The following is a 22,113-nucleotide window of genomic DNA, read 5'->3' as shown; positions in this document are numbered from 1 at the left end:
ACAGCTGATCCTGGCCTGCTGGGCCGGGATCTGCCCCACCTGCCGCCGCGCGTTACCCAGACACGCCCAATCTGTCCCCACCTAACCAAGCCCTATTAGTGCTGTGACCGGGAACGTTCACCGAGCCGGGCGCCGTTCATCGGCGCCGACCCGCCCCGCTCCACCGCCCGCCGTACCGGCGCTCGGACGGTCACGAACACGGTGAAGGTAAGCGGTCACCGCAGTAGCGGGGACCGGCCATTTCACCGCCCGCCGTACCGGCGCTCGGACGGTCACGGACGGGAAGAAGGAAGGCGGTCGTCGTGCCGGCGTCCTCGGGGCCGTCGCCGCCCTCGCGGGCGCCTCCGTCGCCGCGTGACCCCGCTCGTGTGACCCCGCCCGGAGCTCGTGTGACCCCGCCCGGAGGAGGTGCGCGGTCACCGCGTCGGGTGACCGCTGTCGTCGTGAGACCTCCGCCGGATCACGGGATCCAGTTGAACGTGTCCGGGTCGGGGCCGACGCGCTCGTCGCGGTTCAGCCCGGAGATCTCGTTGATCTCGTCCTGGGTGAGCTCGAAGCCGAAGATGTCGAAGTTCTCCTCCATTCGGCTGCGCTTGGTCGACTTGGGGAAGACGATGTCGCCACGCTGGATGTGCCAGCGCAGTGTCACCTGGGCCGGGGTCTTGCCGTGTCGTTCGGCGATCCGCGTGATCGTCGGGTCACCGAGCACCTTGCCCTGCGCGATCGGCGACCACGCCTCGGTGGCGATGCCGTGCTCGGCGTCGAAGGCCCGCAGCTCGTCCTGGGTGAGGTACGGGTGCGCCTCGATCTGGTTGACCGCGGGCACGATCTCGGTCTCCTCCAGCAGCCTGCTCAGGTGGTGCGCGTGGAAGTTGGAGACCCCCACGGCCTTGGCGCGTCCCGAGCGGTAGATCTCCTCCATCGCCTTCCAGGTCTCGACGAAGTCGCCGACGTCGGGCAGCGGCCAGTGGATGAGGAACAGGTCCAGATGGTCGAACCCAAGATCCTCCAGCGACCGGTCGAACGCCTTCAGTGCCTCGTCGTGGGCGTGGAAGCCGTTGTTCAGCTTGCTCGTGACGAACACCTCGCCCCGGTCGAGCCCGGATGCTCTGACGGCCTCGCCGACCTGCTTCTCGTTCCCGTACATCTCGGCGGTGTCGATGTGCCGGAAGCCGGCCTTGAGCGCGGTGAGGACCGCCTCCTTCGTCTCCTCCGGCTTGATCTGGAAGGTGCCGAATCCCAGCTGCGGGATTTCGACGCCGTTGTTCAGCCTGATCGTGGGTACCGCAGTCATTCGACTCCCCCTGGTTATCTCGTGTATCGGGCCCCATGAGTGCGGGTACCCGGGTTCGCGCCATTTAACAGGTCGGCGGCTGTGTCCTGCGACACCGGGCGGCCGGTACGGCGGGCGGCCCGTCGCCCCCGTCCCGAACGCCGTGAGACCGGGGCGGAGCGTGGGGCTTTCGGCCCGGGAGGCCGGACTTTCGTCTCTTTCCCGTCATCTCGCTTCGGTCGATCGTGGAAGAGGATCACCCGGCGGAAGGGGAAGACGATGAACGTCATGGAAATGATCGACCAAGCACGGGACGCGGCGTCGGTCAAACGAGTCTTCGGCGAGCCCATCGTCCGGGGAGACGTGACGGTCATCCCCGTGGCCAGGGTCTCGGGCGGAGCCGGTGCCGGCAGCGGCAGGCAGGAGGGCGGGCAGCCGTCCGAGAACACGGGAGGCGGGTTCGGCCTCGGCGTCACGCCGGCCGGGGTGTTCGTCATCAAGGACTCCGAGGTCCGCTGGCAGCCCGTGATCGACGTCAACCGCGTCATCCTCGGTGGCCAGCTCGTCGCGGTGGCCGCCTTCCTGATGACGCGTGCCGTCGTCCGCCTGCGTGCCAAGACGGCGGGGTGCCGGTAGGGGCGGGGACATCCGGTGTCATCGGAAGTGAGGACGGTCTGAGATGCGCGCGCTCGTGGTGTACGAATCCATGTTCGGCAACACCCAGAGGATCGCGGAGGCGGTGGCCGACGGCCTGTCGTCCCGCATGGAGGTGAACATCGTGGAGGTCGGCTCCGCGCCCACGGTCCTTCCCGGGGGGATCGACCTGCTCCTGCTCGGGGGGCCGACCCACGCCTTCGGCCTGACCAGGGCGGCCACCCGGAGAACCGCCGCCGAACAGGCCGGGCGGGCCGGGTGTGCGCCGATCTCGAAGGGGATCGGGCTGCGGGAGTGGCTGGAGGCCGTACGGATCTCCTCGGTGGGGACCGCCGCGGCGGCGTTCGACACCCGCATCGGCAGTCATCTGCCCGGCTCGGCGGCGCGCGGGGCCGAAAGGCGGCTTCGCGGGCTCGGTCTCACCGTCGCCGCGCCCGCGATGAGCTTCCATGTCATGGAGACGATGGGGCCGCTGGCCGACGGAGAGGTCGAGCGCGCCCGGAAGTGGGGTGGGCGGCTCGCCGCGACCCTCGCCCTCCAAGGAACGCGGAAGAGGGCACAGAAGGCGTAAGAGGGCACAGAAGGCGTGAGGCGCCGTACCGGCCCCCGGTCCACCGCCGTACCGGCCCCGGTCCACGTCCGTCCGCCGACGGCCCGGAGACCTCGTGGAGGCGGCCGGGCCGTCCGCGAGACGGTCCCTGTCCGTGAGACGTCCCCTTCGCGGGGACGGGTTCGCCGGGAGGGTCAGGGGGTGGAGGCCGCGGCGGGTTCGGGGACGGTCTCCCGGGGTGGCCGGGTGTGTTCGGGGAGCCGCCAGGCGAGCAGGACGGCCACGGCCAGCACCGCGATGAGGGTGGTCAGGACGGTGTGCACCCCCCACCTGTCGGCGAGGATCCCGAAGACGGGGGAGAGGAGGCCGCCGACCGACAGGGTCAGGCCCAGGGTGAGGCCGCTGGCGGTTCCCACGCGGTTGGGGAGATAGTCCTGGGCCAGGGTGACCTGCGCCGCGAAGGGGACGAACAGGGCCGTACCGAACAGGAGCGTGCAGCACAGCACCCCGGCGAGATGGGGGATGAACACGACACCGGCGGCCGCGAACACGGCCGTCAGGTAGCCGAGGCGGATGGCGCTCAGCCGTCCCCGCCGCTCGGCGAGCCATCCGCCCGCGAGCGTGCCGACCACGCCGCCCGCGGTGAACGCGGTGAGCGTGGCCGCTCCGGTGGCCGTCGAGACGTGGAAGCGGCCGATGACGTTCAGGGCCGCGAACGAACCCATGACGACGTAGGGAATCGACCAGAAGACCGAAAGGGCGGACAGACGCCCGAACGCCCGCCAGTCGTCGCGCTCCGTGGCCGTGGCCGTGGCCGTGGCCGTTCCGGTCCGCGAGGCCGAGGCGGAGCCGGAGACGCGGGACGTCCGCTGCGCGAGGAGGTAGCCGACCCCGGCCACCACGGCCGGTACGGCCAGCAGCCACGTGCCCCGCGTCCCGGTGGCGTCGAGGGTGAAGGCCACGAACAGCGGGGCGAGCGCGACCCCGGCGTTGCCGCCCACGGAGAACACCCCCATCGAGCGCGCGGAGCCGCCGCTCACGACGCGTACCGCCTTCGCCGCCGCGGGATGGTAGGCGGCGATGCCCAGGCCGGAGACGGCGATGGCGAGCCAGGTCCACAGGTAGCCGTCCGTCAGGCCGGACAGGCCGACCCCCAGACCGGCGACCATCATGCCCACGGCGACCAGCCAGTTCAGCGGACGGCGGTCGATGAGCACTCCGAACAGGGGCTGCACGATGCTGGACAGCCCCGTGGCGGCCACGATGATCCCGGTGGCCAGCGCGTAGCTGTAGCCGCGCTCGGCCACCAGGAAGGGGAGCAGGGCGGGGACGATGCCCTGGTACATGTCGTTGACCCCGTGGGTGAGCGTGAGCAGCCCCAGGGCTCTGCCGTTCTTCACTGCCTGTCTGTCCTTCACTGCTTTTCCGGAGCTCTCTCCGGTGCTGCTTCTTCGCCGGTTCCGTTTCTCCGGCTTCTTGGGACATCTGTCCTCTGAGGACTGTTGTCGGTCCTCAGAGGACCTGCGGCGCCGACCGGCCGACCGCGGCGGCCGGTTTCACCGTTTCGGAGGGTGCCGGGGTCGGAGGGTGCGGGGGCGGTGTCGGGTTCTCTACGGGGTGCCGAGGGCCACGGCTCGGTCCGCCTTGGCGCTCCAGCGCCCGTCGCTCCGGGTGATCCGGACGGGATGGTCGAAGCACGTGCTGATCCGGTCGGTGGTCAGGACATCGGCGACGGGGCCGGAGGCCAGGCACTGCCCCTGACGCAGCAGCATCGCGTGCGTGGTGCTCGCGGGGAGCTCCTCCAGGTGGTGGGTCACCAGGACCGTGGCCAGCGACGGATGCTCGTGCCTGAGGATGTCGATGCTGCTCAGCAGCTGCTCTCGGGCGGCCAGATCCAGGCCCGTCGCGGGCTCGTCGAACAGCAGCAGGCGCGGCTGCGGCATGAGCGCCCTGGCGATCAGGGCCCTGCCGCGCTCGCCCTGTGACAGCGTGGGCCAGCGCGCGTCGCTCCTGGCCTCCATCCCGAGCATCTTGATCAGGTGGTCGGCACGCTCGGTCTCCTCGGCCGTGGGGGACCAGCGGGGCACGAGCGCGATCGTGTTGGTCAGCCCGGTCAGGACGACCTCCTTGACCCGCAGCGGGGAGTCGGGCGCGTGACGCGGGTCGACGTGGCCCAGGTAGGAACGCAGCTCCCGCATGTCGACCCGCCCCAGCCTCCGCCCCAGCACCTCGACGACGCCGCGGGTGGGGTGGGTGACCGCGCCCAGCAGGTTGAGCAGCGTGGTCTTGCCCGCGCCGTTGGCGCCGAGCAGGGCCCAGTGCTCACCCCTGCGCACCGTCAGGGAGATCGACCGCAGCAGATGGTCGCCGTCGCGCACGACGTCGACCTCCTGCACGCACAGCACGGGTCCGGTGTCCGAGGGGTGGGAGACGATCATTGATCCGCCCTGTCCGTCGTCGCTCTGCTGTCTCGCCCCGTCATCGGTCCGCCATCTCCGCCTTGATGAACGCCATGGTGCCCTCCAGGTTGTCCACCGTGGCGGCGACCGCGGCCTCGGCGTCGCCGCGCGCCAGCGCCTCCAGCACGTCGGCGTGGGCACACGAGACGTCGGGCAGGCGGGCCTCGTGGGTGACCATCTCGATCAGCGCCTCGCGCAGCACGGGGCGCACCACGGTGAACAGGCCGACCAGGACGGCGTTGCCGGACAGCTCCATGATCGCGTGGTGGAACTCGAGGTCGGCGTCCACGAAGGCGGCGGGGTCGCCACCGGCCCGATCCTGGCGGTCGCGCAGCCGCGACCTCAGCCGCTCGACGTCCTCGGGGCGGATGCGCTGCGCGGCCAGCCTGGCGGCCTCGACCTCAAGCGCCCTGCGCACCTCGTACGCCTCGAGCAGCCGGGCCCGGCGCAGGAGCTGGCGCACGTCCGGCGTCTCCTCCGTGACCGGCGGCGGGGCCACGACGAAGGTGCCCGAGCCGTGCCGTACGTCCAGCAGGCCGTCGCGTGCCAGCAGGCGGACGGCCTCGCGCACCGAGGAGCGGCCGACGCCCAGCTCCTCGGCGAGCCGCACCTCGCTCGGCAGCCGCTCACCGGCTTTCCAGCGCTGCTCCCTGAGCAGCTCGCGCAGCAGGTTCTCAAGCTGCGGCACGACAGGCCCGTGCCGCAGTCCGGACGGCTCCGGCATCCTCCACCTCCCCGTCGTTTCCGGGTGCCGGGAACGGCACCTTCGACATGAGGACGATAGCAGGTCCTCAGACCTCTGAGGTCTCGGCGTCGGCCCGACCGGTGAGAAATCGGCTTTCCGGCGACTCAGGGGGCCGGGCCTGCGGTGATTCGCCGGGAACCGGCTCCCGGCGCCCCGGCCGCGGTGGTCGGCCACCGGCCCCGGGCCGGTCGTCCGCGTCGCCGATGTCACCGGCTGGTTTCTGTTCCGCTCCCCGGCGAGAGCAGCGCGGGATATATCGCTAGAGTTCGGATTCCGGCCCTCTGCAAGCGGATCTTCGGGGCCGGATCCGAACATGGCTCCATCGGCGCCGTACGGCGCCGCGAAAGGTTTCGGCGTGGACGTCTACACCCTCGGCGAGGCCTTCGCCGTCGTCACCAGCGGCCGGATCCGTCACGAGCACGAGGCCAGGCTGGACGTCGCCGGGGCGGAGTTCACCGTCGCGGTCGGGCTGGCCAGGCTCGGGCACAAGGTCGCGTGGCTGGGCAAGGTGGGCGGCGACGAGCTCGGCGCGCGGATCCTCACCGCGTTGCGCGGGGAGGGCGTGGACGTCTCCGACGCCCGGGTCGAGGACGGGACCGCGACCGGGATGCTGCTGCGGGAGACCCGGCTGGGGCAGGCCGCCAGGGCCACCTACTACCGATCGGCGGCCAGGCTCGCGCAGGGGAACGTTCCCGTGGACCGGGTCGCGTCCGCCCGCATCCTGCACGTCAGCGGGATCACCGCCGCGCTGAACGCGCGCGACGCCATGCAGGCCGCGATACGGGCCGCGCAGAGCGCGGGAGCGGTCGTCTCGGTCTCCGTCGACTACCGGGACCAGCTCTGGCCCGATCTGCGGGAGGCGGAGGAGATCCTCGGCGCGCTGGCCTCGTCGGCCGACCTGCTGTTCGTCCGGCAGAGCGAGCTGGACCTGGTCAAGCCCGCCCTGGGCGGCGGGCGGCAGGTCGTCGTGCTCCGGGGCACCCGGGGCGCGAGCGTCCGGGTCGACGGTGTCCGCCATGACGCCCCCGGCCTCTCCGCGCCCGTGGTCGACCCCGGCGGCTCGCACGAGGCCTTCGTGGCGGGCTATCTCAGCGCGTTGCTGGAGCGGCTGTACCCGGCCGACCGGCTGCGCAGGGGCGCCCTGCTTGCGGCCTTCGCCTCCTCCAGCCCCAGTGACTGGCAGGGCCTCCCCACCAGGCCCGAGCTGCCGCTCCTGGAGCTCGAAGGTTAGCCACGGGGCCCAGGGGGCGGCGGGTCACGCGCCGGAGGGCCGGGGAGGGAGGTCAGAGGGGTTTGGGGTCGCCGAAGGTCATGGCCAGACGGGAGATCGTGCTGCTCACCAGGGCGCGTTTGGGCAGGCCCAGCTCGCTCAGCTCCCTGGCGATCGGATGGTTGCCCAGGCGGACCAGCGCGCCGCCGGGGCGGACACGGACGCCGCGGGGGGTCGTCGACCAGGGGATGCGACGGGTGACGCCGTCCAGGTGGCTGTAGGCGTCGGCGGGGGTCAGCGTGCCGGCCATGGGCACCGGGACGCCGGGTTTGACGAGCAGGTCCAGCACCAGGCGGCCGTCCTTGCGGACGATGCACCGCTTGTATGGGGACGACAGGCGCATGTCGATGTCGGTGAGTTCCTTGGGGAATCCCCAGATCGCGCGTCCCGCCTCCAGGGTGAAGCCCTGGTCGACGGGGAGCCAGTGAACGAACGCTCCCGTGTCGCGCAGGTCGGACAGGCTCTCGCGCAGGCCGCGGTCACGGGGAGGCGGCCCCGCGTCCGGCGGTCTGATCAGGAAGACGACGCCGAACTCCCGGTAGGCGTCCAGGTCGCCGTCGGTGTAGTCGGCGAACATCAGCGTGCACAGGGCCTTCCCCGGCAGCACCTCGGCGACGTCCAGGCCCGAGTAGGCGATCACCGCTCGGGCGGCGTTCGCCCGGACCAGGTACGAGGCGCTGCACGCCGTCGCATCCCTGATGCGAACCGGTGTGGCGATCTCACGTCCCTGGATCAGATGGCGTGCCATGCCTCCAGTACACCAATCTCCACGCCGGACGTCACCGGTTTACCGGCCCATTCCTCCAGCCGCCCCACGAACTCGCGCGCGTGGTCGGGCCAGTGATAGTGGCACAGCGCCTCCTCGTAGCCGCGCTTGCCCATCGTCGCGGCCCTGCCGGGATCGTCCCGCAGCCCGAGTACGGCCTGCAGCGCCGCGTCCACGTCCCCGAACGGCACGACCACGCCGCAGCCGACCCGGTCGATCATCGAGGCCGCGGTGGGCAGCGGCGTGGTGACCACGGGAAGCCCGCGGGCCATGTACTCGATGACCTTGGTCGGCATCGACTGCCGGTAGTTGGGCACGTCGTGCAGGAGCGACAGCCCCGCTATCGCCCCCTCGGCCATCCGCAGCGCGTGCTGGTTGGGCACGTAGCCGTACCAGTCGAGCACGCCCTCCCGCTGCGCGTCCCGCAGCAGCGGCCGGATCTCCTGGTCGGCGGCGCCCACCAGGTCGGTCCTGATCCCGTACGGCAGCAGCCGCCTGGCCAGCTCGATCAGCTCGACGGCGCCCCTGGCCCGGGAGAGGTGACCGACGTAGACCACCCGGTTCCCGCCGGACGGCGCGGGAGGCCGCCGGGGCACGTAGGTGGTGTTGAGCACCACCGGGTGGGGGCGGGCGAACCGCTCCCGGTAGGACTCCTCGGCCAGGATCAGGTGCAGGCGGCGCTCCGCCCTCGCCTCGATCCGGCGGACCAGCGACGGCAGCGTCCGGCGCAGCGCCTCGGGGAGGTACGGCTTGGCCTCCAGCGCGGCGGCCGTGTCCTCGTGCACGTCCCAGACGGTGACCGGGCGGCGCCGGGGAAGCCGGAACAGCAGCTCGATGTCGTGGACGATCAGCAGGTCGGCGTCCTTGATCCCGCGCTTGAGGGCCTGGCGGGCCGCCTTCAGCGCACGTCTGCGGCGGCGGCCGACCGCGCGGGGAACGTCCACGGCCCGGATCCGGGGATCCGGGGTGACGTTGCAGTCGGTGAAGGGCGCGACATAGGTGATCTCGTGCCCGGCATCAAGAAGCGACCGGATCTGCCGTTGCATGATCCGGGCGTCTTCCGGGTGATGGACAATCGTCCCGACACATACCCGCATATGCCGATGCTGAGTGCCGGTTCCGTCCTCACCGCGTGTGTTGCGTTAACTACTGGGAAACTACGGCTGAACTCTCCCTGTTCGCGGGGGCTTCGGTGGGTCTGCGGTACAGCCAGACCAGGCGGGGCTCCAGCAGCCATTTGAACAGCGTGCGGGTCTGCGGCAGGCAGAGGATGGTCGCCAGCAGGAACGAGCACGACGCGATCGCCAGCACGCCCAGCGGGCCGTACAGCCAGGGGAACTTCAGCCAGCCCTGGTCCTTGGCGATGAGCACCACGACGCCGTGGAGCAGGTAGGCGTAGAGCGTGCGGGTGCCCAGCTCGGAGAACCAGGTCTCGCGCCGGGGCACCAGCGCGAACAGCGCGAACGACAGCGTCAGACCGGCGAGCAGCATGCCCGCGCGCACGATCAGCCCCATCCACCAGCTGAGGTCCATGGACTTGAAGCTGTAGCGGTAGTAAACGGGGTCGAGCCCGACGCGGGGGGCGATGTAGACGGCCGTGGCGATGGCGGCGACGAACACGACCCCGGCCGTGATCCTCACCCAGAGCGGCTTGAGCAGGTCGAAGTGTTCCGGCTTGAGCAGCAGGCCGAGCACGTAGAACGGGAGCAGGCCGAAGAAACGGTCGAGGCTGAAGTCGCCGGAGATCTCCGAGAAGCCCGCCATCATGTAGATGGTCACCGCGACCAGCAGCGGTTGCCGCATCCGGGTCCAGATGGGGGTGGATATCCGCCAGAGCACCAGGGCGACCAGATACCAGTTCAGCCAGGCGGGGTCGATGATCGTCAGCGTCCACTTCTGGCCCAGCGAGTACCGCAGCAGCGCGTAACCGATCTCGACGAACGCGTAGGGAACCAGCATGGTGTCGACCAGCTTGTTGATCTTCGCGTTGGAGTTCCAGAAGTTGCGCCCCAGGTAGCCACTGAGCAGCACGAACGCGGGCATGTGGAACGTGTAGATGAACATGTAGGCCGACTTGGCCGAGTGCGCCGCCAGGGTGGGCACCAGCGAGTGCCCGGTGACCACCAGAGCGATCAGGACGAACTTCACGTTGTCGAGGTACGGCTCGCGCTTCTTCTTGGCCCGGGGCGCGGCGGGCTCCTCCTCGGGGCGCGGCTCTCGCTCCTGCTCGGGCTCGGGGAAGTGGCCCCAGCGCGAGCGGCCGGGCTCCGGGCCGAGAGCGGGCTGCGGGGCGGGAACGGGCTGTGGGGCGGGGGCGGCCTGCGGACTGAGAGCGGGCTGCGGGGCGGAGGCGGGTTCCAGGCGGTGCCCGGGGCCCTGCTCCCGTGGCGGGGAGGGCAGGTACTCCCGAGGGGCCCCGGGAAGGGGCGCGGGTTCCTGGACGGGGGCGTCCCAGGCGGGAGCCTCCCAGTAGGAGAAGGGACGCTCGGAGGAGGGCGGGACCTCCTGCGGCAGGGGCCGGGTCGCGGGAGCCGCCGGCTGGGCCTCGGGGGCGGCGGGCCAGGCCGGGGCGGAACCGGGGAAGGAGTGGTGGGACGGCGCCCCCGGGTCGGCCTGGAGATACGGGGAGGACTGCGGGAACGGGGCGGCGGGCGGCGCGTCGGAGTAGGAGGAGACGGGCGGCGCGTCGGAGTAGGGCTGCCGGGTCACCCGCGCGGCGTGCCCGGGGGCGTCGGCCACGCGCGGGTCCGGGGACGGGGCGCTCGGGTGGTTCGGGCCTCCCGGGGCGCCCGGGTGGTTCGGGCTTCCCGGGGCGCCCGGGAAGGGGGCGCCAGTCCCCTGGAAGGCCGTCCCCTGGAAGGAGGTGCCCGTCCCCGGGTACGGCGCGCTCGTCTCCGGTCTGGAGTACGGCTGCGGGTCCCGGTAGGCCGGGTAACCCCACGCGGTGATCTCGCCGGCGTCCTCGTCGGACTCCCCGTTCCAGCCGTTCCGGTCGTCGTTCCCGCCGTTCTGGTCGGCCTGGCCGTATCGGGGGGCTCCCCAGGCGGCGGGAGGCGGGCCCGGCGGCTCCGGCCACGGCTTCTGTGACGCCCCGAAGGCCGGTGGCGTCCCGTATGACTGCGGTTCCCCGTATGACTGCGGTGTCCCGGACGTCGGCGGCGTTCCGGCGGACTGGGACGTCTCGGACGGCTGTGCGTGCTCGGAGGCGGGCCATGGGGCGGGTTGCCGGTCCTGTCCGCCGGTGGACCCGCCGGTGGCGGCACCGGAGGAGCCGTCTTCCCACGGGGTCGGTACCTGGGATGGGGATCGGGTGTCGCTCACGAGGAAAACGCTCAGCTATCTGTCGGAGACGGGGAAGGTCGAGCACGTCGGCGGGGTCGCCCGGGGATCGCCGGGAACGGGGACGGATGGCGGGGTCCGCTTCGCCGATCCGACCACCATAAACGCTCATGAACGCGGTGTCGCATGAGCGCACCGCCTTTCACGGGGTTCCCGGCGAATCGTGACCGTGAGGTCACCCATGCCAGTCAAACCGGTCGTGACCGTTGGGTGAATCATGATCGTCAGGCGAACCGCCGTCCCCCGCTCGTGACCCCGGTCCCCTGTCCGCGCTCCCGGATCCCGTGCCCGCGCCGTACCGGAGGGCACGGGCGGGCACGGAGACGGGCACGGGCGAGGGGCGGGGGTCAGAGGCAGGGGTTGGTGTCGGCGTCGATGACCTCGCCCTTGATGCTGTCGGGGATCTTGATGGGGGAGGCGACGCCCTTCCAGTCGGCGCCGACGACCAGCTGGATCACCGGTCCCTGCCCCTCCGGGGGCGTCGCGGCGGTGGGCGTGGCCGAGGGCGTCGCGCCGGACTCGGGGGTGGCCGAGGACACGTAGGGCTTGGTGCTGCCGGGCTTGATCTTGCCCCCCTCGGGCTTGACCTTCTCCTCGTTGAGCAGCTTGGCGGCCACCGGGGCGGCGTAGTCGGCGCCCTCCTGGGCGTTCTTGGCGAACAGGATCTTCGTCTTCGGCTGGTCGGCGCCGTTGGACAGCCGGGCGTCGCCCAGCTCGGTCACCGTGAAGCCCTGGGCGGCCAGCGCGTCGGCCACCTCCTGGGCCTTGCCCGAGGTGTTGGTGCCGTTGAGCACCTGGATCCTGACCTGGGAGGGCTTGATCGCCGGCTTGGCAGGGGCGGCGGTCTGGGTGCCGGTGCCGGACGGCTTGGGCGTCGCGGTCGGCTGCACCTCGATGTCGCTGCGGATCGCGGCGAACAGCTGGTCGGCCTTCGGCTGGGCCCACTCGACCCGGGCCGGGTCGGGCGCGTAGGGCTTCCAGGGGACGGTGACGGACTTCAGGCCCTTGGCGGTCAGCGACTTCGCGCTCTGCGCGATCTCCAGCAGGCGCCCGGTGGTGAGGTTGCGGTCCATCGTCACCGAGGAGGTGGCGGCCTGGAGGAAGTCGGTCAGCTTGCCGAGGTCGGTGAGCAGGTCGGAGCTGGTGGCCTTCTTCATGACCTGGGTGATGAAGACCTGCTGGCGTTTGATCCGGCTGATGTCGCTGCCGTCGCCGAGTTGGTAGCGGGCGCGGACATAGGCCAGGGCGGTCTCGCCCTTCACGATGTGCTTGCCCTTGGTCAGGTTGAGCTTGGCCTTCTTGTCCGCCACGTCCTTGGGCAGGCAGATCTCGATGCCGCCGAGGGCGTCGACGATGCCCTTGAAGCCGGAGAAGTCGACCTTGACGAAGTGGTTGATGTGGATGTTGGTCAGCGTCTCGATCGTCTTCCACGTACAGGCGATGCCGCCGTCGTTGAAGGTCGCGTTGATCTGCCGGAGGCTGGCCGGGATGACCGCCTTGGTCTTGGGGTTCTGGCACTCGGGCGCCTGGACCATCGAGTCGCGGGGGAAGCTGAGCAGGGTCGCCTTGTCGCGATTCGGGGAGATGTGCAGAAGGATGATCGTGTCGGTCCGCTCGCCGGTCCCCTGCAGGTGCTGGCCGTACTTCTTGTTGCCCGCGCCGTCGCGGCTGTCCGAGCCGACGACGAGCACGTTGAGCGCGCCGGTGTCCGGCGGGCGGTTCGCGCCGAGCTTGTCCTCGACGTCCTCGCGGGCGATGTTCCCCGAGATGTCGCGGTAGAACTTGTATCCACTGAGGGTGCCGACCACCAAGACGCCGGTCAGCGCGACGCTGACCCAGCCGCCGACACTCAGCCGCTTCGCCTTGCCGTTCGATCCGGACCTGCCGCCGGACCTGCCGGGGCTCCGGGGGGGCTCGTCGTACGGGGCCGGGTGCTCCTGTGGCGGCGCGCCGCCCCGGTCCGCGCGCCGGGACCCCCGGCGGCCGGGAACGGTCGGCTCGTCCCTGTGATCGCTCACGCCGACGTGCCGGTGGTCGCTCATGCGATCTCCTTGCTCGGCGGCGACGTCCGCTGCTGTTGCGACTCGCTCATTGCGCCCAAAGAGTAGGTCACGAGGCGAGTTCCGGGAGCGGTGATGATGCGAACTTGGTCATGACCGCCCCCTGCAGCCTCCGTGAAGATCCGGCCGCCCAGCATACTCAAATACGGACATTTATTGGAATGTTAGTGAAAGAAGGTTTACTCACGGCAAGTGCCGCCGCCAGGCACGCGGCCGGTACGGCGGGCAGCACGTACCGGTAGTCGAACTCCGCCACCGCCGCAGGCATGACCAGCAGCGCCACCGCCGTCGTCCAGGGCAACAGCCACGCCGTAGCCGTCGACGCAGGTCGCGGCCGCCCGCCCCGCTCCGGCCGCAGCCGCCGTACGCCCGCCGCCACCGGCGGGACCAGCAGGATCACCAGCACCGCCGCGCCGGGCAGCCCGGCGACGTTCTGGTAGGCCCGCATCCAGCCCGCGTACGGCTCGACGATCCGGGTGCCGATCGGCCCCTGCTCGTAGCTCTGGGCGAACTTCGCGCCCACCATGGCCGGGTAGCGCCCCGGCGGGGCCGGAGGTTTCGCCGGGAACCGGTAGTAGTCGTATATCTCCTGGTCGGGGTAGACGGGGCGGTCCAGGGTGAAGGAGCGGCCCAGCTCGGTGAGGACCGAGCCCAGATAGCCGAGCGGCTGGCTGCGGATGGCCAGCGACGCGAACTCCCCGGCCAGCGCGTCGTTCTCCCGGGTGAAGGTGATGCCCGGCAGCCTGACCAGCGGGGAGTCCTGGTCCCAGATGTACTCCTGCGAGGGGGGCCGTCGCGCGGGCGGGCGGGGATCGCAGAGCACGGCCAGCTCCGGGGACGGTTTCATCACCGAGCAGTCGGCGAACGTCATCGTCTTGGCGTAGAGGAAGGCGCCGTTCGCGCCCACGAGGCCGATCCGCTGGTAGGTCGCGTAGAACCAGGCCCCGTACCCCAGGATGGGCAGCGCCGCCACGGCCAGCATCACCGAGGCCGCAGCCACCCGGCCCCGCGCCCGGTAGACCAGCCAGGCCGCGAGGATCGCAACCAGCGGCAGCCCCACGGTCCTGGTCAGCGTCGCCACCGCCAGCAGCAGGCCGATCGCGCCCGCCCTGACCAGGTACGCCCTGCCCGGGGCGGTCCTGCCCGAGGCCGCCGGTCCGGCCCCTCCCACCGCTCCCGCTCCCGTTTCCGCCCTCGGCCGGGCCGCGGGTCCCGGCACGGCGAGGCAGACCGCCCCCATCACCAGCGCCCCGAACAGAGTGTCCGAGACCAGCAGGTGCTCCAGCTCGATCTGGTAGGCGTCCAGTAGGGAGGGGACGGCGGCGAGCACCGCGGCCCAGCCGGGGGCGCGCAGCCGCCGGGCGGTGACGTAGACCAGCACGCCGACCAGGAGCCCCAGCAGGTGCTGGATCAGCGCGACGAGGGCGAAGCTGTGAAACGGTTCGAGCAGTCGCAGGAACATCGAGTATCCCGCCGGGCGGACCAGGTCGGGCCTGGGCCGCAGCGCGGTGACGACGTAGGTGTAGGAGTCGGGGAACCACAGCGCGGGCCGGTAGCCCAGCATGGTGATCGTCCGCAGGACGACCCCGGCGCCCAGCACCCCCAGGAACCATCGGTGCCGCCGAGACCACCCGACCACTGTCCGCCCCCTTCGCACGCTGCGCGTACGCTACCCGCTCCCCCCGGACCGGCGCGCGCCCTCGTCGCCCGTGGCGGGCGCTGCCGCTACGCTCGGGGCCAGCTATGAGGATCGGCTGGTCGGATCGCACACGCAGGCCCTCGGCGGGCAGGGTGCTCGCCGTGCTGTCGACCGTGCCCGCGCTCGCGCTGGCCGGCTGGCTGCTGGCCGGTCTCCCGCTGCTGATGCTCGGCTGGTTCCGGCCGGTCGCCGCGCTGCCGCTCGGCCTGCTGGCCGCCGTGCTCCTGTGCCGCTACGGCCTGCGCCGCCTGCCCGAGACGGTCGAGGCGACCGCCTGGCAGACGGGCGGGGTGGTCGCCGTCGCCCTGGGCTCGGCGGTCTTCAACGGCCTGCTCGCCGGCGAGCAGCTGCTCATCCGCCGGGATCCCGCCACCTACGCGCAGTACGCCGTCTGGCTGGCCGGGCACGGCTCGCTGCCCATCCCCTACCAGGAGGCGGCCTTCGGCGGCCCCGATCCGGCGCTGCGCTTCGACAGCATGGGCTTCTACGACTTCGGCGGCGCGGTCGTGCCGCAGTTCATGCCGGGGCCGCCGATGATCCAGGCGCTGGGCCACTGGCTGGGCGGCCTGTCCGGGCTGCTGCTGGTTCCCGCGGTGCTCGGCGCCCTGGCGGTGCTCGTCCTGTCGGGACTCGTCGCCCGGCTCGTCGGCGCCCGCTGGGCCCCCCTGGCCGCGCTGATCTTCGCGATCAGCCTGCCGATCCTCTACACCTCGCGCACCACGTTCAGCGAGATGCCGTCCCTGATCATGATCTTCGGCGGCCTCGCCCTGCTGTACGACGCCCGGGTCAGGCTGCGCTCCGGCATCACGGGGCTCGGCTACCTGCCGCCCGTCCCCTCCGGGGAGAAGCCGGGCCTGATCCGCGCGGCCCAGTCCTACGGCGCGATCGCCGGTGCCGACCTGGCCGGTCTGGTGTTCGGGCTGGCCGTCCTGGTCAGGATCGACGGCCTGCGGGACGTGCTGCCCGTGCTCGTCTACGCCGGGCTGCTGATCGCCATGCGCCGGGCCGACGGCCGCGACGAGGGCAGGCTCGGCCTCCCGCTGCTGTGCGGCCTGACCGTGGGGACCGGGCTGGGGCTGGCCGGCGCCTACTTCCTGTCCAGGCCGTACCTCGGCTACCTGTCGGGCTCGGTCAGGCCGCTGCTGCTCATCTGCGGCGCGGTCGTGCTCCTCACCCTGCTGACGGCGGCGCTGACCCCGGTGCTGGCGCCCGTGCTGCGGCGGATCGTGCGGATCAGGTGGCTGCCGGAGATCGCCGCAGGCCTGGTGGTGCTGGTCGTGCTGGTCTTCGCGGCCAGGCCGTGGCTGCAGACCGTGACCCGGATGCCGCTCACCGTCGACGACGTGCTGAACGCCGGGTTCATCGAGCGGACCCAGCAGGCGAACGGCCTGGCGGTCGAGCCCTACCGGCTCTACTACGAGGAGTCGCTCTACTGGGTGATCTGGTACGTCGGGGTCCCCGTCGTGGTGCTGGCCACGCTGGCCGCGGCCCTGCTGACGCGCAGGCTGGTCAGGCGGCGCGGGTTCGGCTGGCTGCTGCCGCTGGCCGTGATCGGCTGGACCACGGTGGCCACGCTCCTGCTGCCCTCCATCACCCCCGACCACCCGTGGGCCTCCCGGCGGCTGGTCCCCGTCGTCATCCCCGGCCTGATCCTGCTCGCCGTCTGGGGCCTGCGCTGGCTCAGGGAGAAGGCACGCAGGGTGGGGTACGGCCTGCGCGTGCAGAACGGCCTGGCCGCCGTCGGCGCGGTGGTGCTGCTCGTCCCGCCCGTGATCACCTCGGCGGGCACCGCCTTCACCCCGGTCGAGCGCGGTGAGCGCGCGGCGGTCGAGGCGCTGTGCGCGGCACTGCCGTCCCGTGCCTCGGTGCTGGTGGTCGAACGGGTCACCGGCGACCGCTTCACCCAGGTCGTCCGGGGCACCTGCGGCGTGCCGACCGCCAGGGTGGCCTTCCGCCAGGGCGCCGACATCCCCGCGCCCGCCGACGTCACCCGCCTGGTCGGCCGCGTCCGCGCGGCGGGCCGCGTCCCGGTCCTGCTCGCGGTCAAGGCCGACCAGCTCGCCCTGTACGGCGACCCGGCCCAGGTGGTGAAGCTCGTCACCCGCCAGGACGGGCGCTCCCTCGTCGCCCCGCCGAAGGGCACCTGGTCGATGGCCGTCGACGTCTGGATGACCGTCCCGGACGCGGGCTCCGCCCCCTGACCCCGGCCGCCGGTAACGATTCCGTCCCGGGGGCGGCTTTGTACGCGGGCCCGTCGAGCGATGATCGGATCCGTGATATCCATGCCTAGCCGTTGATCGAAATAGCTGGTTTAGCACTGTGGGTGACGCAATGGACGCGATGAATCCCGTGAACGGTCCGGACGTCAGGCGAGTGCGGTCCGGAGTTCGTCGCGCCCTGCTGGGCGGGGTGGCGGTCGCCGCGGCGCTGCTGGGGGCCACGGGAGCAACCCAGGCCTCCGCGTCACCTCTGCCCCCGCAGTCCTCGCCGCCGGACGGACCGTGGGCCGGCGGCCAGAAGTTCTCGCCACCGCCCGCCGGCCCCTGGCCCAAGGACGGGAGTTTCTTCGTCTTCCTCTGCTGGAATGACGCCCCATGGGACAACTGCCACAATCGGGCCATCACTCCCGAGCAGCGACGCGCGCTCGAAAGGAAACTACGGGCGATGCCCCAGGTGGCGGAGGTGAGGTTCGAGTCCCGCCAGGAGGCGCTGGCCAACTTCAGGGAGGCCTTTGCCGACGACGAGGTCATGCTCTCCGTTGTTGAGGCCAAGGACATGCCGGAGTCGTTCGTCGGCACACTCCGCAGGCGGGCCGACGTCGTGCCGTTCAGATCCGCGTTCACGCAGGTGCCGGGCGTCGCCAACGTCGCGGCCTTCGGCGGTGACTTCTGGGCGGGTAAGGCAGACGTCCTGATCTCGCTGTGCGGAACCGACTGTGACGGGCGCGGTCGGGTCACGCGTCAGGAGAGGGAGGCGGTCGAGGCCAAGCTTCGAGGCATGCGGGAGGTCGAGCAGGTCTATGCGGAGGACGCGGCGCACGCCAGGCGGGTGGCGTCGTTCTTCTGGGTGGACGAGACTTTCGGGTCGACGGACTTCCCGGAGAGCTACTACGTCAAGCTTGTCCGCCCGGATGACGCGCGCCTGGTCTCTGGAACGATGGCACGACTGCCGGGTGTCAGCGGGGCCCGTGTCATGGACGTGGACTGATCCTTACCGCGACCGCGCGAACAGGCGAAGTGGGTTCGGTGCCCAGCCGGGCAGAGTATCCTCGCCCGACGTGAGCACGCCCGAGACGCCGAAGAGTGGAACCGCTGTGGACGCAACGCCGTACGTCACGATCGTCCTGCCCTGTTACAACGAGCAGGACCACGTCATCGACGAGGTCGAGCGCATCTGTGACGCCATGGATCGCAGCGGTTATACCTACGAGCTCGTGGCCGTCGACGACTTCTCGACAGACCAGACGCTGGCCCGGCTGCAGGAGGCGGCGCCGCGCTTCCCGAACATGCGGATCCGGGCCTTCCATCGCAACGGCGGCTCCGGCACGGTGCGCAGGATCGGCACGCAGGAGGCGCGCGGCGAGATCGTCGTGTGGACCGACGCGGACATGACCTACCCGAACGAGCGCATCCCCGAGCTGGTCGACATCCTGGAGAAGGACCAGACGATCGACCAGGTCGTCGGTGCGCGGACCACCGAGGAGGGCTCGCACAAGTTCCTGCGGGTCCCGGCCAAGTGGTTCATCCGCAAGGTGGCCGAGCGGCTGGCCGGTCAGAGGATCCCCGACCTCAACAGCGGGCTGCGGGCCTTCCGCAAGTCGGTCGCCCGCCCCTACCTGCGGCTGCTGCCCCCCGGGTTCTCCTGCGTCACCACGATCACGCTGTCGTTCCTGTCCAACCAGCACGACGTGTACTACCTGCCGATCGAGTACAGCAAGCGGGCGGGCAAGTCGAAGTTCAGCTTCATCTCCGACGTCTACCGCTACATCCTGCAGGTGCTGCGGATGGTCATGTACTTCAACCCGCTCAAGGTCCTCATGCCGCCCGCACTCTGGCTGGTCGGCATCGGCCTGGTCAAGGGCGTCGTCGACATGGTCCGTTACGGGTTCTACCTGACCAGCAACACCATCGTGATCTTCCTGTCCGGCCTGCTCATCGGGTCGCTGGCGCTGCTGGCCGACCTCATCGTGCGCTCCAGGAGCGAGTAGATGCGCATCGCGATCGTCGGGCCCGCCCATCCCTACAAGGGCGGCGGGGTCGCGCACACCACCGAGCTGGCCCACCGCCTGCGCGCCGCCGGGCACGACGTGGTGATCGAGTCATGGTGGGCGCAGTACCCCTCCTTCCTGTATCCCGGGCAGCAGACCGTGGACACCCCGGACGGCGCCCCCTTTCCCAACGTCCTGCGTGACCTCGACTGGCGCCGTCCCGACGGCTGGGTCCGCGCCGGCCGCCGCCTGGCGAGCGCCGACCTGGTGGTCCTCGTGGTGCTCAGCCCCGTGCAGGTGCCGCCCTACCTGGGCATCCTGTCCGGCCTGCGCCGCCGGACCCGGGTCGTCGCGCTGTGCCACAACGTGCTGCCCCACGAGCGCAAGCCGTACGACACGCCGCTGATGAGGGCGCTGCTGCGCAGGGTCGACGGGGTGCTCGTCCACTCCGAGCAGCAGGCCGCGCTGGCCCGCGGTCTCGGACCGGCCCCGGTGACGGTCGCCGAGATGGCGCCGCACCTGCCCTCCGCCTCCGGCGGCCGTGACCGCCGGGACGGCGCGATCTCCGGTGCGGACGGCGTGGACGGGGCCGCGGTGGCGAACCGGCTGCTGTTCTTCGGCCTGGTCCGCCCCTACAAGGGGCTGGACGTGCTGATCCGCGCGCTGCCCGAGGGCGTCTCGCTGCGGGTCGCGGGTGAGTTCTGGGGCGGGCTGGAGGAGACGAAGGCGCTGGTCGCAGAGCTGGGCCTGACCGGCAGGGTGGAGCTGCGGCCCGGTTACGTGGCCGACGAGCACGTGCCGGGGCTGTTCGCGGACGTGGACGCGCTGGTCCTGCCGTACCGCAGTGGCACGGCCAGCCAGCAGGTGTGGCTCGGTCACGAGCACGGGGTGCCGGTGGTCGCCAGCCGGGTGGGGACGCTCGGCCACCACGTCACCGACGGGGTCGACGGCCTGCTGGTCGAACCGGGCTCGGTCGAGGACCTGCGGGCCGCGCTGACGGCCTTCTACCGACCCGGCGAGCCCGAGCGGCTCCGCGCCGGGGTCAAGGCCGTCGATCCCGAGCCCCACTGGGCCGCCTACCTCAAGGCCCTGGTGCGCGGGACGACGGAGACCGGCGACCGGACGGGCCGGGTGGACCGGACGGACCGGGTGGACCGGGTGGACCGGACGGACTCGACGAGGAGCGGCGGGCGGGCGATGGGCGACGGCGGACGGACGGCGCAGCTGGAGTACTCCGAGTTCCAGTCGGCGATGCTGGACGAGGAGAAACGGCGCCGCAAGGCCGCGAAGATCGTGGCGGTGCTCGGCCACTTCCTCGGCAGGAAGGACAACGTCCTGGAGGGCCTGACGGTCGCCGACATCGGATGCTCGGCCGGGTTCATCGCCGACGAGCTGGCGGCGGCCGGGGCGAGCCGTACGTTCGGGGTGGACATCGACGTACCAGGCCTGCGCAAGGCGGCCACGAGGTTCGGCGGGCGGGTCGAGTTCGTGTGCGCGGACGGTACCGCGCTGCCCTTCCCCGACGGCTCGGTCGACGTGCTGGTCTTCAACCACATCTACGAGCACGTGGTCGACCCCGACGCGATCATGGCGGAGATGCGCCGGGTCCTCGCCGACGACGGCGTGCTCTACCTGGGCCTGGGCAACCGGCTCGGGGTGATGGAGCCGCACTACAAGCTGCCGTTCCTGTCCTACCTGCCGCCCGCGCTCGCCGACCGCTACGTCCGCCTGTCCGGGCGGGCCGACAGCTACTACGAGCGCTACCGGACCCGCCGTGGGCTGCGCAGGATGGTGCGCGGCCTGCGGGTGTGGGACTACACCTTCCCGGTGCTTGCCACCCCGGAGGCGTTCGCCGGGTCCGAGCTGTTCCCCGGCGTGCTCGGCCGGGCGGCCGGGGGTGTGCTGTCCCGGCTGCCGCGCGGCGTCCTGCGCGCGCTGCTGCCGGTGGTGCCGACCTACCTGTGGGTGGCGACCAAGGGCACCCGGCGCCCCGCGGGGGCGTCGCTGCCGCAGCCGCCCGAGCAGGTCCGTCCCCTGGGACCCCGATGAGACGGCCGCCCCTGCCGAAACTCCCCGTGCTCCCCGCACTCCGCGTGAAACGGCCGGTCCGGTGAAACGGCTGGTCCGCGTCGCCTTCCTGGTCATCGCGCTCGGCTTCGGAGCCTGGGCCGTGGCCAGGCAGTGGGACGACGTCCGCGCGGGGTTCGCCCGGCTGTCCTGGCAGGCGATCGCCCTGTCGCTGGTCGCCGTGGTCGCGGCGCTGGGCGGCGGGATGATGACGTGGCGGGCGCTGCTGGCCGACCTGGGCTCGCCGCTGCCGTTCCGTTCCGCGGCGAAGGTCTTCTTCGTCGGCCAGCTCGGCAAGTACATCCCCGGCTCCCTCTGGCCGGTGCTCGCCCAGATGGAGATGGGCAGGGAGCTGGGCGTGCCCCGGTCGCGGAGCGCGGCGGCGTTCTTCCTGACGTTGCCGGTGCAGCTCGGCACCGGGCTGGTGATCTCCGGGGTGACGCTGGCGGCCGCGCTGCCGGGGGCCGCCGTGCCGTACGCCTGGGTGTTCCTGCTGATCCCGGTGCTCGCGGTGGTCTTCGAGCCGCGGGTGATCAACGCGATCCTCGGGTTCGGGCTACGGAAGCTGGGGCGCGATCCGCTGGAGCGCCCGCTGACCCGCAGGGGCATGCTCACCGCGATGGGCTGGGCACTGCTCGGCTGGACCGCCTACGGCCTGCACCTGGCGGCGATCGTCCGCGACTTCGGGCTCTCGGGCGTCTCGATGATCGTTTTCTCGGTGGGGGCGTTCGCGCTGTCGTGGTGCCTGGGCATCATGACGTTCGTGGTCCCGGCGGGGGCGGGGGTGCGAGAGGTGGCCATGGTGGCCGTGCTGGCTCCCGTGCTGAGCCAGGGACAGGCGATCGCGGTGGCGCTCTGCTCCAGAATCGTGATCATTGTCGGCGATCTCGTATGCGCTGGTGCGGCGGGTTTCGCGGCCCGTCGTGACGTCGGTTCCACGCACAATCAAACAACGGGAAAACCCGTGTGATTTGCCCCACGTTTTCTGAGGTGCTCGCAATAGAGTGTCGGGGGAAATCAGACA

General features: G+C 71.5%; 16 protein-coding genes and 2 pseudogenes. 9 read left to right on the top strand and 9 right to left on the bottom strand.

What is annotated here, in order from left to right; translation table 11 throughout:
• Window positions 1-460: 460 nt before the first annotated feature.
• Window positions 461-1,294: an aldo/keto reductase gene (locus AB0N02_RS45170; protein WP_363960937.1), complete on the bottom strand. Its 834-nt coding sequence runs from the start codon at window positions 1,292-1,294 to the stop codon at window positions 461-463.
• A gap of 258 nt (window positions 1,295-1,552) precedes the next feature.
• Between AB0N02_RS45170 and AB0N02_RS45165 the strand changes: the two genes are divergently transcribed.
• Together AB0N02_RS45165 and AB0N02_RS45160 are read left to right on the top strand one after the other, a co-directional pair.
• The gene (locus AB0N02_RS45165) at window positions 1,553-1,909 is read left to right on the top strand and encodes a spore germination protein GerW family protein (RefSeq protein ID WP_363960935.1); all 357 of its coding nucleotides are present in this window, start codon (window positions 1,553-1,555) and stop codon (window positions 1,907-1,909) included.
• A gap of 43 nt (window positions 1,910-1,952) precedes the next feature.
• Window positions 1,953-2,498, top strand: a complete 546-nt coding sequence (locus AB0N02_RS45160; protein ID WP_363960933.1) for a flavodoxin domain-containing protein — start codon at window positions 1,953-1,955, stop codon at window positions 2,496-2,498.
• Window positions 2,499-2,671: 173 nt separating this feature from the next.
• On the opposite strand, the pseudogene AB0N02_RS45155 reads toward AB0N02_RS45160, so the two are convergent.
• The 3 genes and pseudogenes from AB0N02_RS45155 to AB0N02_RS45145 form a co-directional block, all read right to left on the bottom strand.
• Window positions 2,672-3,925: pseudogene (locus AB0N02_RS45155) on the bottom strand (MFS transporter); the annotation flags it as partial.
• A gap of 162 nt (window positions 3,926-4,087) precedes the next feature.
• The gene (locus AB0N02_RS45150) at window positions 4,088-4,915 is read right to left on the bottom strand and encodes an ATP-binding cassette domain-containing protein (protein WP_363960931.1); all 828 of its coding nucleotides are present in this window, start codon (window positions 4,913-4,915) and stop codon (window positions 4,088-4,090) included.
• A 40-nt stretch (window positions 4,916-4,955) separates the two neighbouring features.
• Entirely contained in the window at window positions 4,956-5,660 is a 705-nt protein-coding gene (locus tag AB0N02_RS45145) for an FCD domain-containing protein (protein WP_363960929.1), read from the bottom strand.
• 334 nt (window positions 5,661-5,994) lie between these two features.
• Here AB0N02_RS45145 and AB0N02_RS45140 point away from each other — a divergent pair, with 334 nt between their 5' ends.
• Window positions 5,995-6,912 (top strand): sugar kinase, encoded by a 918-nt coding sequence (locus AB0N02_RS45140; protein ID WP_363960927.1) that lies wholly within the window; start codon window positions 5,995-5,997, stop codon window positions 6,910-6,912.
• A 52-nt stretch (window positions 6,913-6,964) separates the two neighbouring features.
• On the opposite strand, the gene AB0N02_RS45135 is transcribed toward AB0N02_RS45140, so the two are convergent.
• From AB0N02_RS45135 to AB0N02_RS45115, 5 genes are all read right to left on the bottom strand, one after another.
• Window positions 6,965-7,699, bottom strand: coding sequence for an acetoacetate decarboxylase family protein (locus AB0N02_RS45135; RefSeq protein ID WP_363960925.1), 735 nt, complete (start codon window positions 7,697-7,699; stop codon window positions 6,965-6,967).
• Window positions 7,684-8,814: a glycosyltransferase family 4 protein gene (locus AB0N02_RS45130; protein ID WP_363960923.1), complete on the bottom strand. Its 1,131-nt coding sequence runs from the start codon at window positions 8,812-8,814 to the stop codon at window positions 7,684-7,686. Before AB0N02_RS45130 ends, AB0N02_RS45135 begins: the two co-directional genes overlap by 16 nt.
• A gap of 49 nt (window positions 8,815-8,863) precedes the next feature.
• On the bottom strand, window positions 8,864-11,038 hold the full coding sequence (locus AB0N02_RS45125; RefSeq protein ID WP_363960921.1) for an acyltransferase family protein: 2,175 nt from the start codon (window positions 11,036-11,038) through the stop codon (window positions 8,864-8,866).
• A 365-nt stretch (window positions 11,039-11,403) separates the two neighbouring features.
• Window positions 11,404-13,098: an LCP family protein gene (locus tag AB0N02_RS45120; RefSeq protein WP_363960919.1), complete on the bottom strand. Its 1,695-nt coding sequence runs from the start codon at window positions 13,096-13,098 to the stop codon at window positions 11,404-11,406.
• Window positions 13,099-13,255: 157 nt separating this feature from the next.
• A complete protein-coding gene (locus AB0N02_RS45115; protein WP_363960917.1) occupies window positions 13,256-14,755 on the bottom strand; it encodes a hypothetical protein in 1,500 nt (499 codons plus the stop codon).
• A 104-nt stretch (window positions 14,756-14,859) separates the two neighbouring features.
• Here AB0N02_RS45115 and AB0N02_RS45110 point away from each other — a divergent pair, with 104 nt between their 5' ends.
• The 6 genes and pseudogenes from AB0N02_RS45110 to AB0N02_RS45085 all read left to right on the top strand — a co-directional run bounded on the left by AB0N02_RS45110 (window position 14,860) and on the right by AB0N02_RS45085 (window position 22,059).
• Complete coding sequence (locus AB0N02_RS45110; protein ID WP_363960915.1) at window positions 14,860-17,016, top strand: hypothetical protein; 2,157 nt, start codon at window positions 14,860-14,862, stop codon at window positions 17,014-17,016.
• Between the two features lie 139 nt (window positions 17,017-17,155).
• The gene (locus AB0N02_RS45105) at window positions 17,156-18,022 is read left to right on the top strand and encodes a permease-like cell division protein FtsX (RefSeq protein ID WP_363960913.1); all 867 of its coding nucleotides are present in this window, start codon (window positions 17,156-17,158) and stop codon (window positions 18,020-18,022) included.
• A gap of 106 nt (window positions 18,023-18,128) precedes the next feature.
• A complete protein-coding gene (locus tag AB0N02_RS45100) occupies window positions 18,129-19,022 on the top strand; it encodes a glycosyltransferase family 2 protein (protein WP_363960911.1) in 894 nt (297 codons plus the stop codon).
• Window positions 19,023-20,117, top strand: a pseudogene (locus AB0N02_RS45095) (glycosyltransferase family 4 protein); the annotation flags it as partial.
• A 102-nt stretch (window positions 20,118-20,219) separates the two neighbouring features.
• Window positions 20,220-21,071, top strand: a complete 852-nt coding sequence (locus AB0N02_RS45090; RefSeq protein WP_363960939.1) for a class I SAM-dependent methyltransferase — start codon at window positions 20,220-20,222, stop codon at window positions 21,069-21,071.
• 61 nt (window positions 21,072-21,132) lie between these two features.
• The gene (locus AB0N02_RS45085) at window positions 21,133-22,059 is read left to right on the top strand and encodes a lysylphosphatidylglycerol synthase transmembrane domain-containing protein (RefSeq protein ID WP_363960909.1); all 927 of its coding nucleotides are present in this window, start codon (window positions 21,133-21,135) and stop codon (window positions 22,057-22,059) included.
• Window positions 22,060-22,113 lie beyond the last annotated feature (54 nt).

Origin of the sequence: Streptosporangium sp. NPDC051022, from assembly GCF_040683035.1 — a bacterium.
Lineage (GTDB): Bacteria > Actinomycetota > Actinomycetes > Streptosporangiales > Streptosporangiaceae > Streptosporangium.
The sequence above is the reverse complement of the archived record's forward strand: the minus strand, read 5'-3'. Positions and strand labels throughout refer to the sequence as shown.

Excerpts from the sequence above, each read along its gene's own strand:
- AB0N02_RS45170 (WP_363960937.1), bottom strand. The coding sequence starts at position 1,294 with ATGACTGCGGTACCCACGATCAGGCTGAACAACGGCGTCGAAATCCCG.
- AB0N02_RS45165 (WP_363960935.1), top strand. The coding sequence starts at position 1,553 with ATGAACGTCATGGAAATGATCGACCAAGCACGGGACGCGGCGTCGGTC.
- AB0N02_RS45160 (WP_363960933.1), top strand. The coding sequence starts at position 1,953 with ATGCGCGCGCTCGTGGTGTACGAATCCATGTTCGGCAACACCCAGAGG.
- AB0N02_RS45150 (WP_363960931.1), bottom strand. The coding sequence starts at position 4,915 with ATGATCGTCTCCCACCCCTCGGACACCGGACCCGTGCTGTGCGTGCAG.
- AB0N02_RS45145 (WP_363960929.1), bottom strand. The coding sequence starts at position 5,660 with ATGCCGGAGCCGTCCGGACTGCGGCACGGGCCTGTCGTGCCGCAGCTT.
- AB0N02_RS45140 (WP_363960927.1), top strand. The coding sequence starts at position 5,995 with ATGGCTCCATCGGCGCCGTACGGCGCCGCGAAAGGTTTCGGCGTGGAC.
- AB0N02_RS45135 (WP_363960925.1), bottom strand. The coding sequence starts at position 7,699 with ATGGCACGCCATCTGATCCAGGGACGTGAGATCGCCACACCGGTTCGC.
- AB0N02_RS45130 (WP_363960923.1), bottom strand. The coding sequence starts at position 8,814 with ATGCGGGTATGTGTCGGGACGATTGTCCATCACCCGGAAGACGCCCGG.
- AB0N02_RS45120 (WP_363960919.1), bottom strand. The coding sequence starts at position 13,098 with ATGAGCGACCACCGGCACGTCGGCGTGAGCGATCACAGGGACGAGCCG.
- AB0N02_RS45110 (WP_363960915.1), top strand. The coding sequence starts at position 14,860 with ATGAGGATCGGCTGGTCGGATCGCACACGCAGGCCCTCGGCGGGCAGG.
- AB0N02_RS45105 (WP_363960913.1), top strand. The coding sequence starts at position 17,156 with ATGAATCCCGTGAACGGTCCGGACGTCAGGCGAGTGCGGTCCGGAGTT.
- AB0N02_RS45090 (WP_363960939.1), top strand. The coding sequence starts at position 20,220 with ATGGGCGACGGCGGACGGACGGCGCAGCTGGAGTACTCCGAGTTCCAG.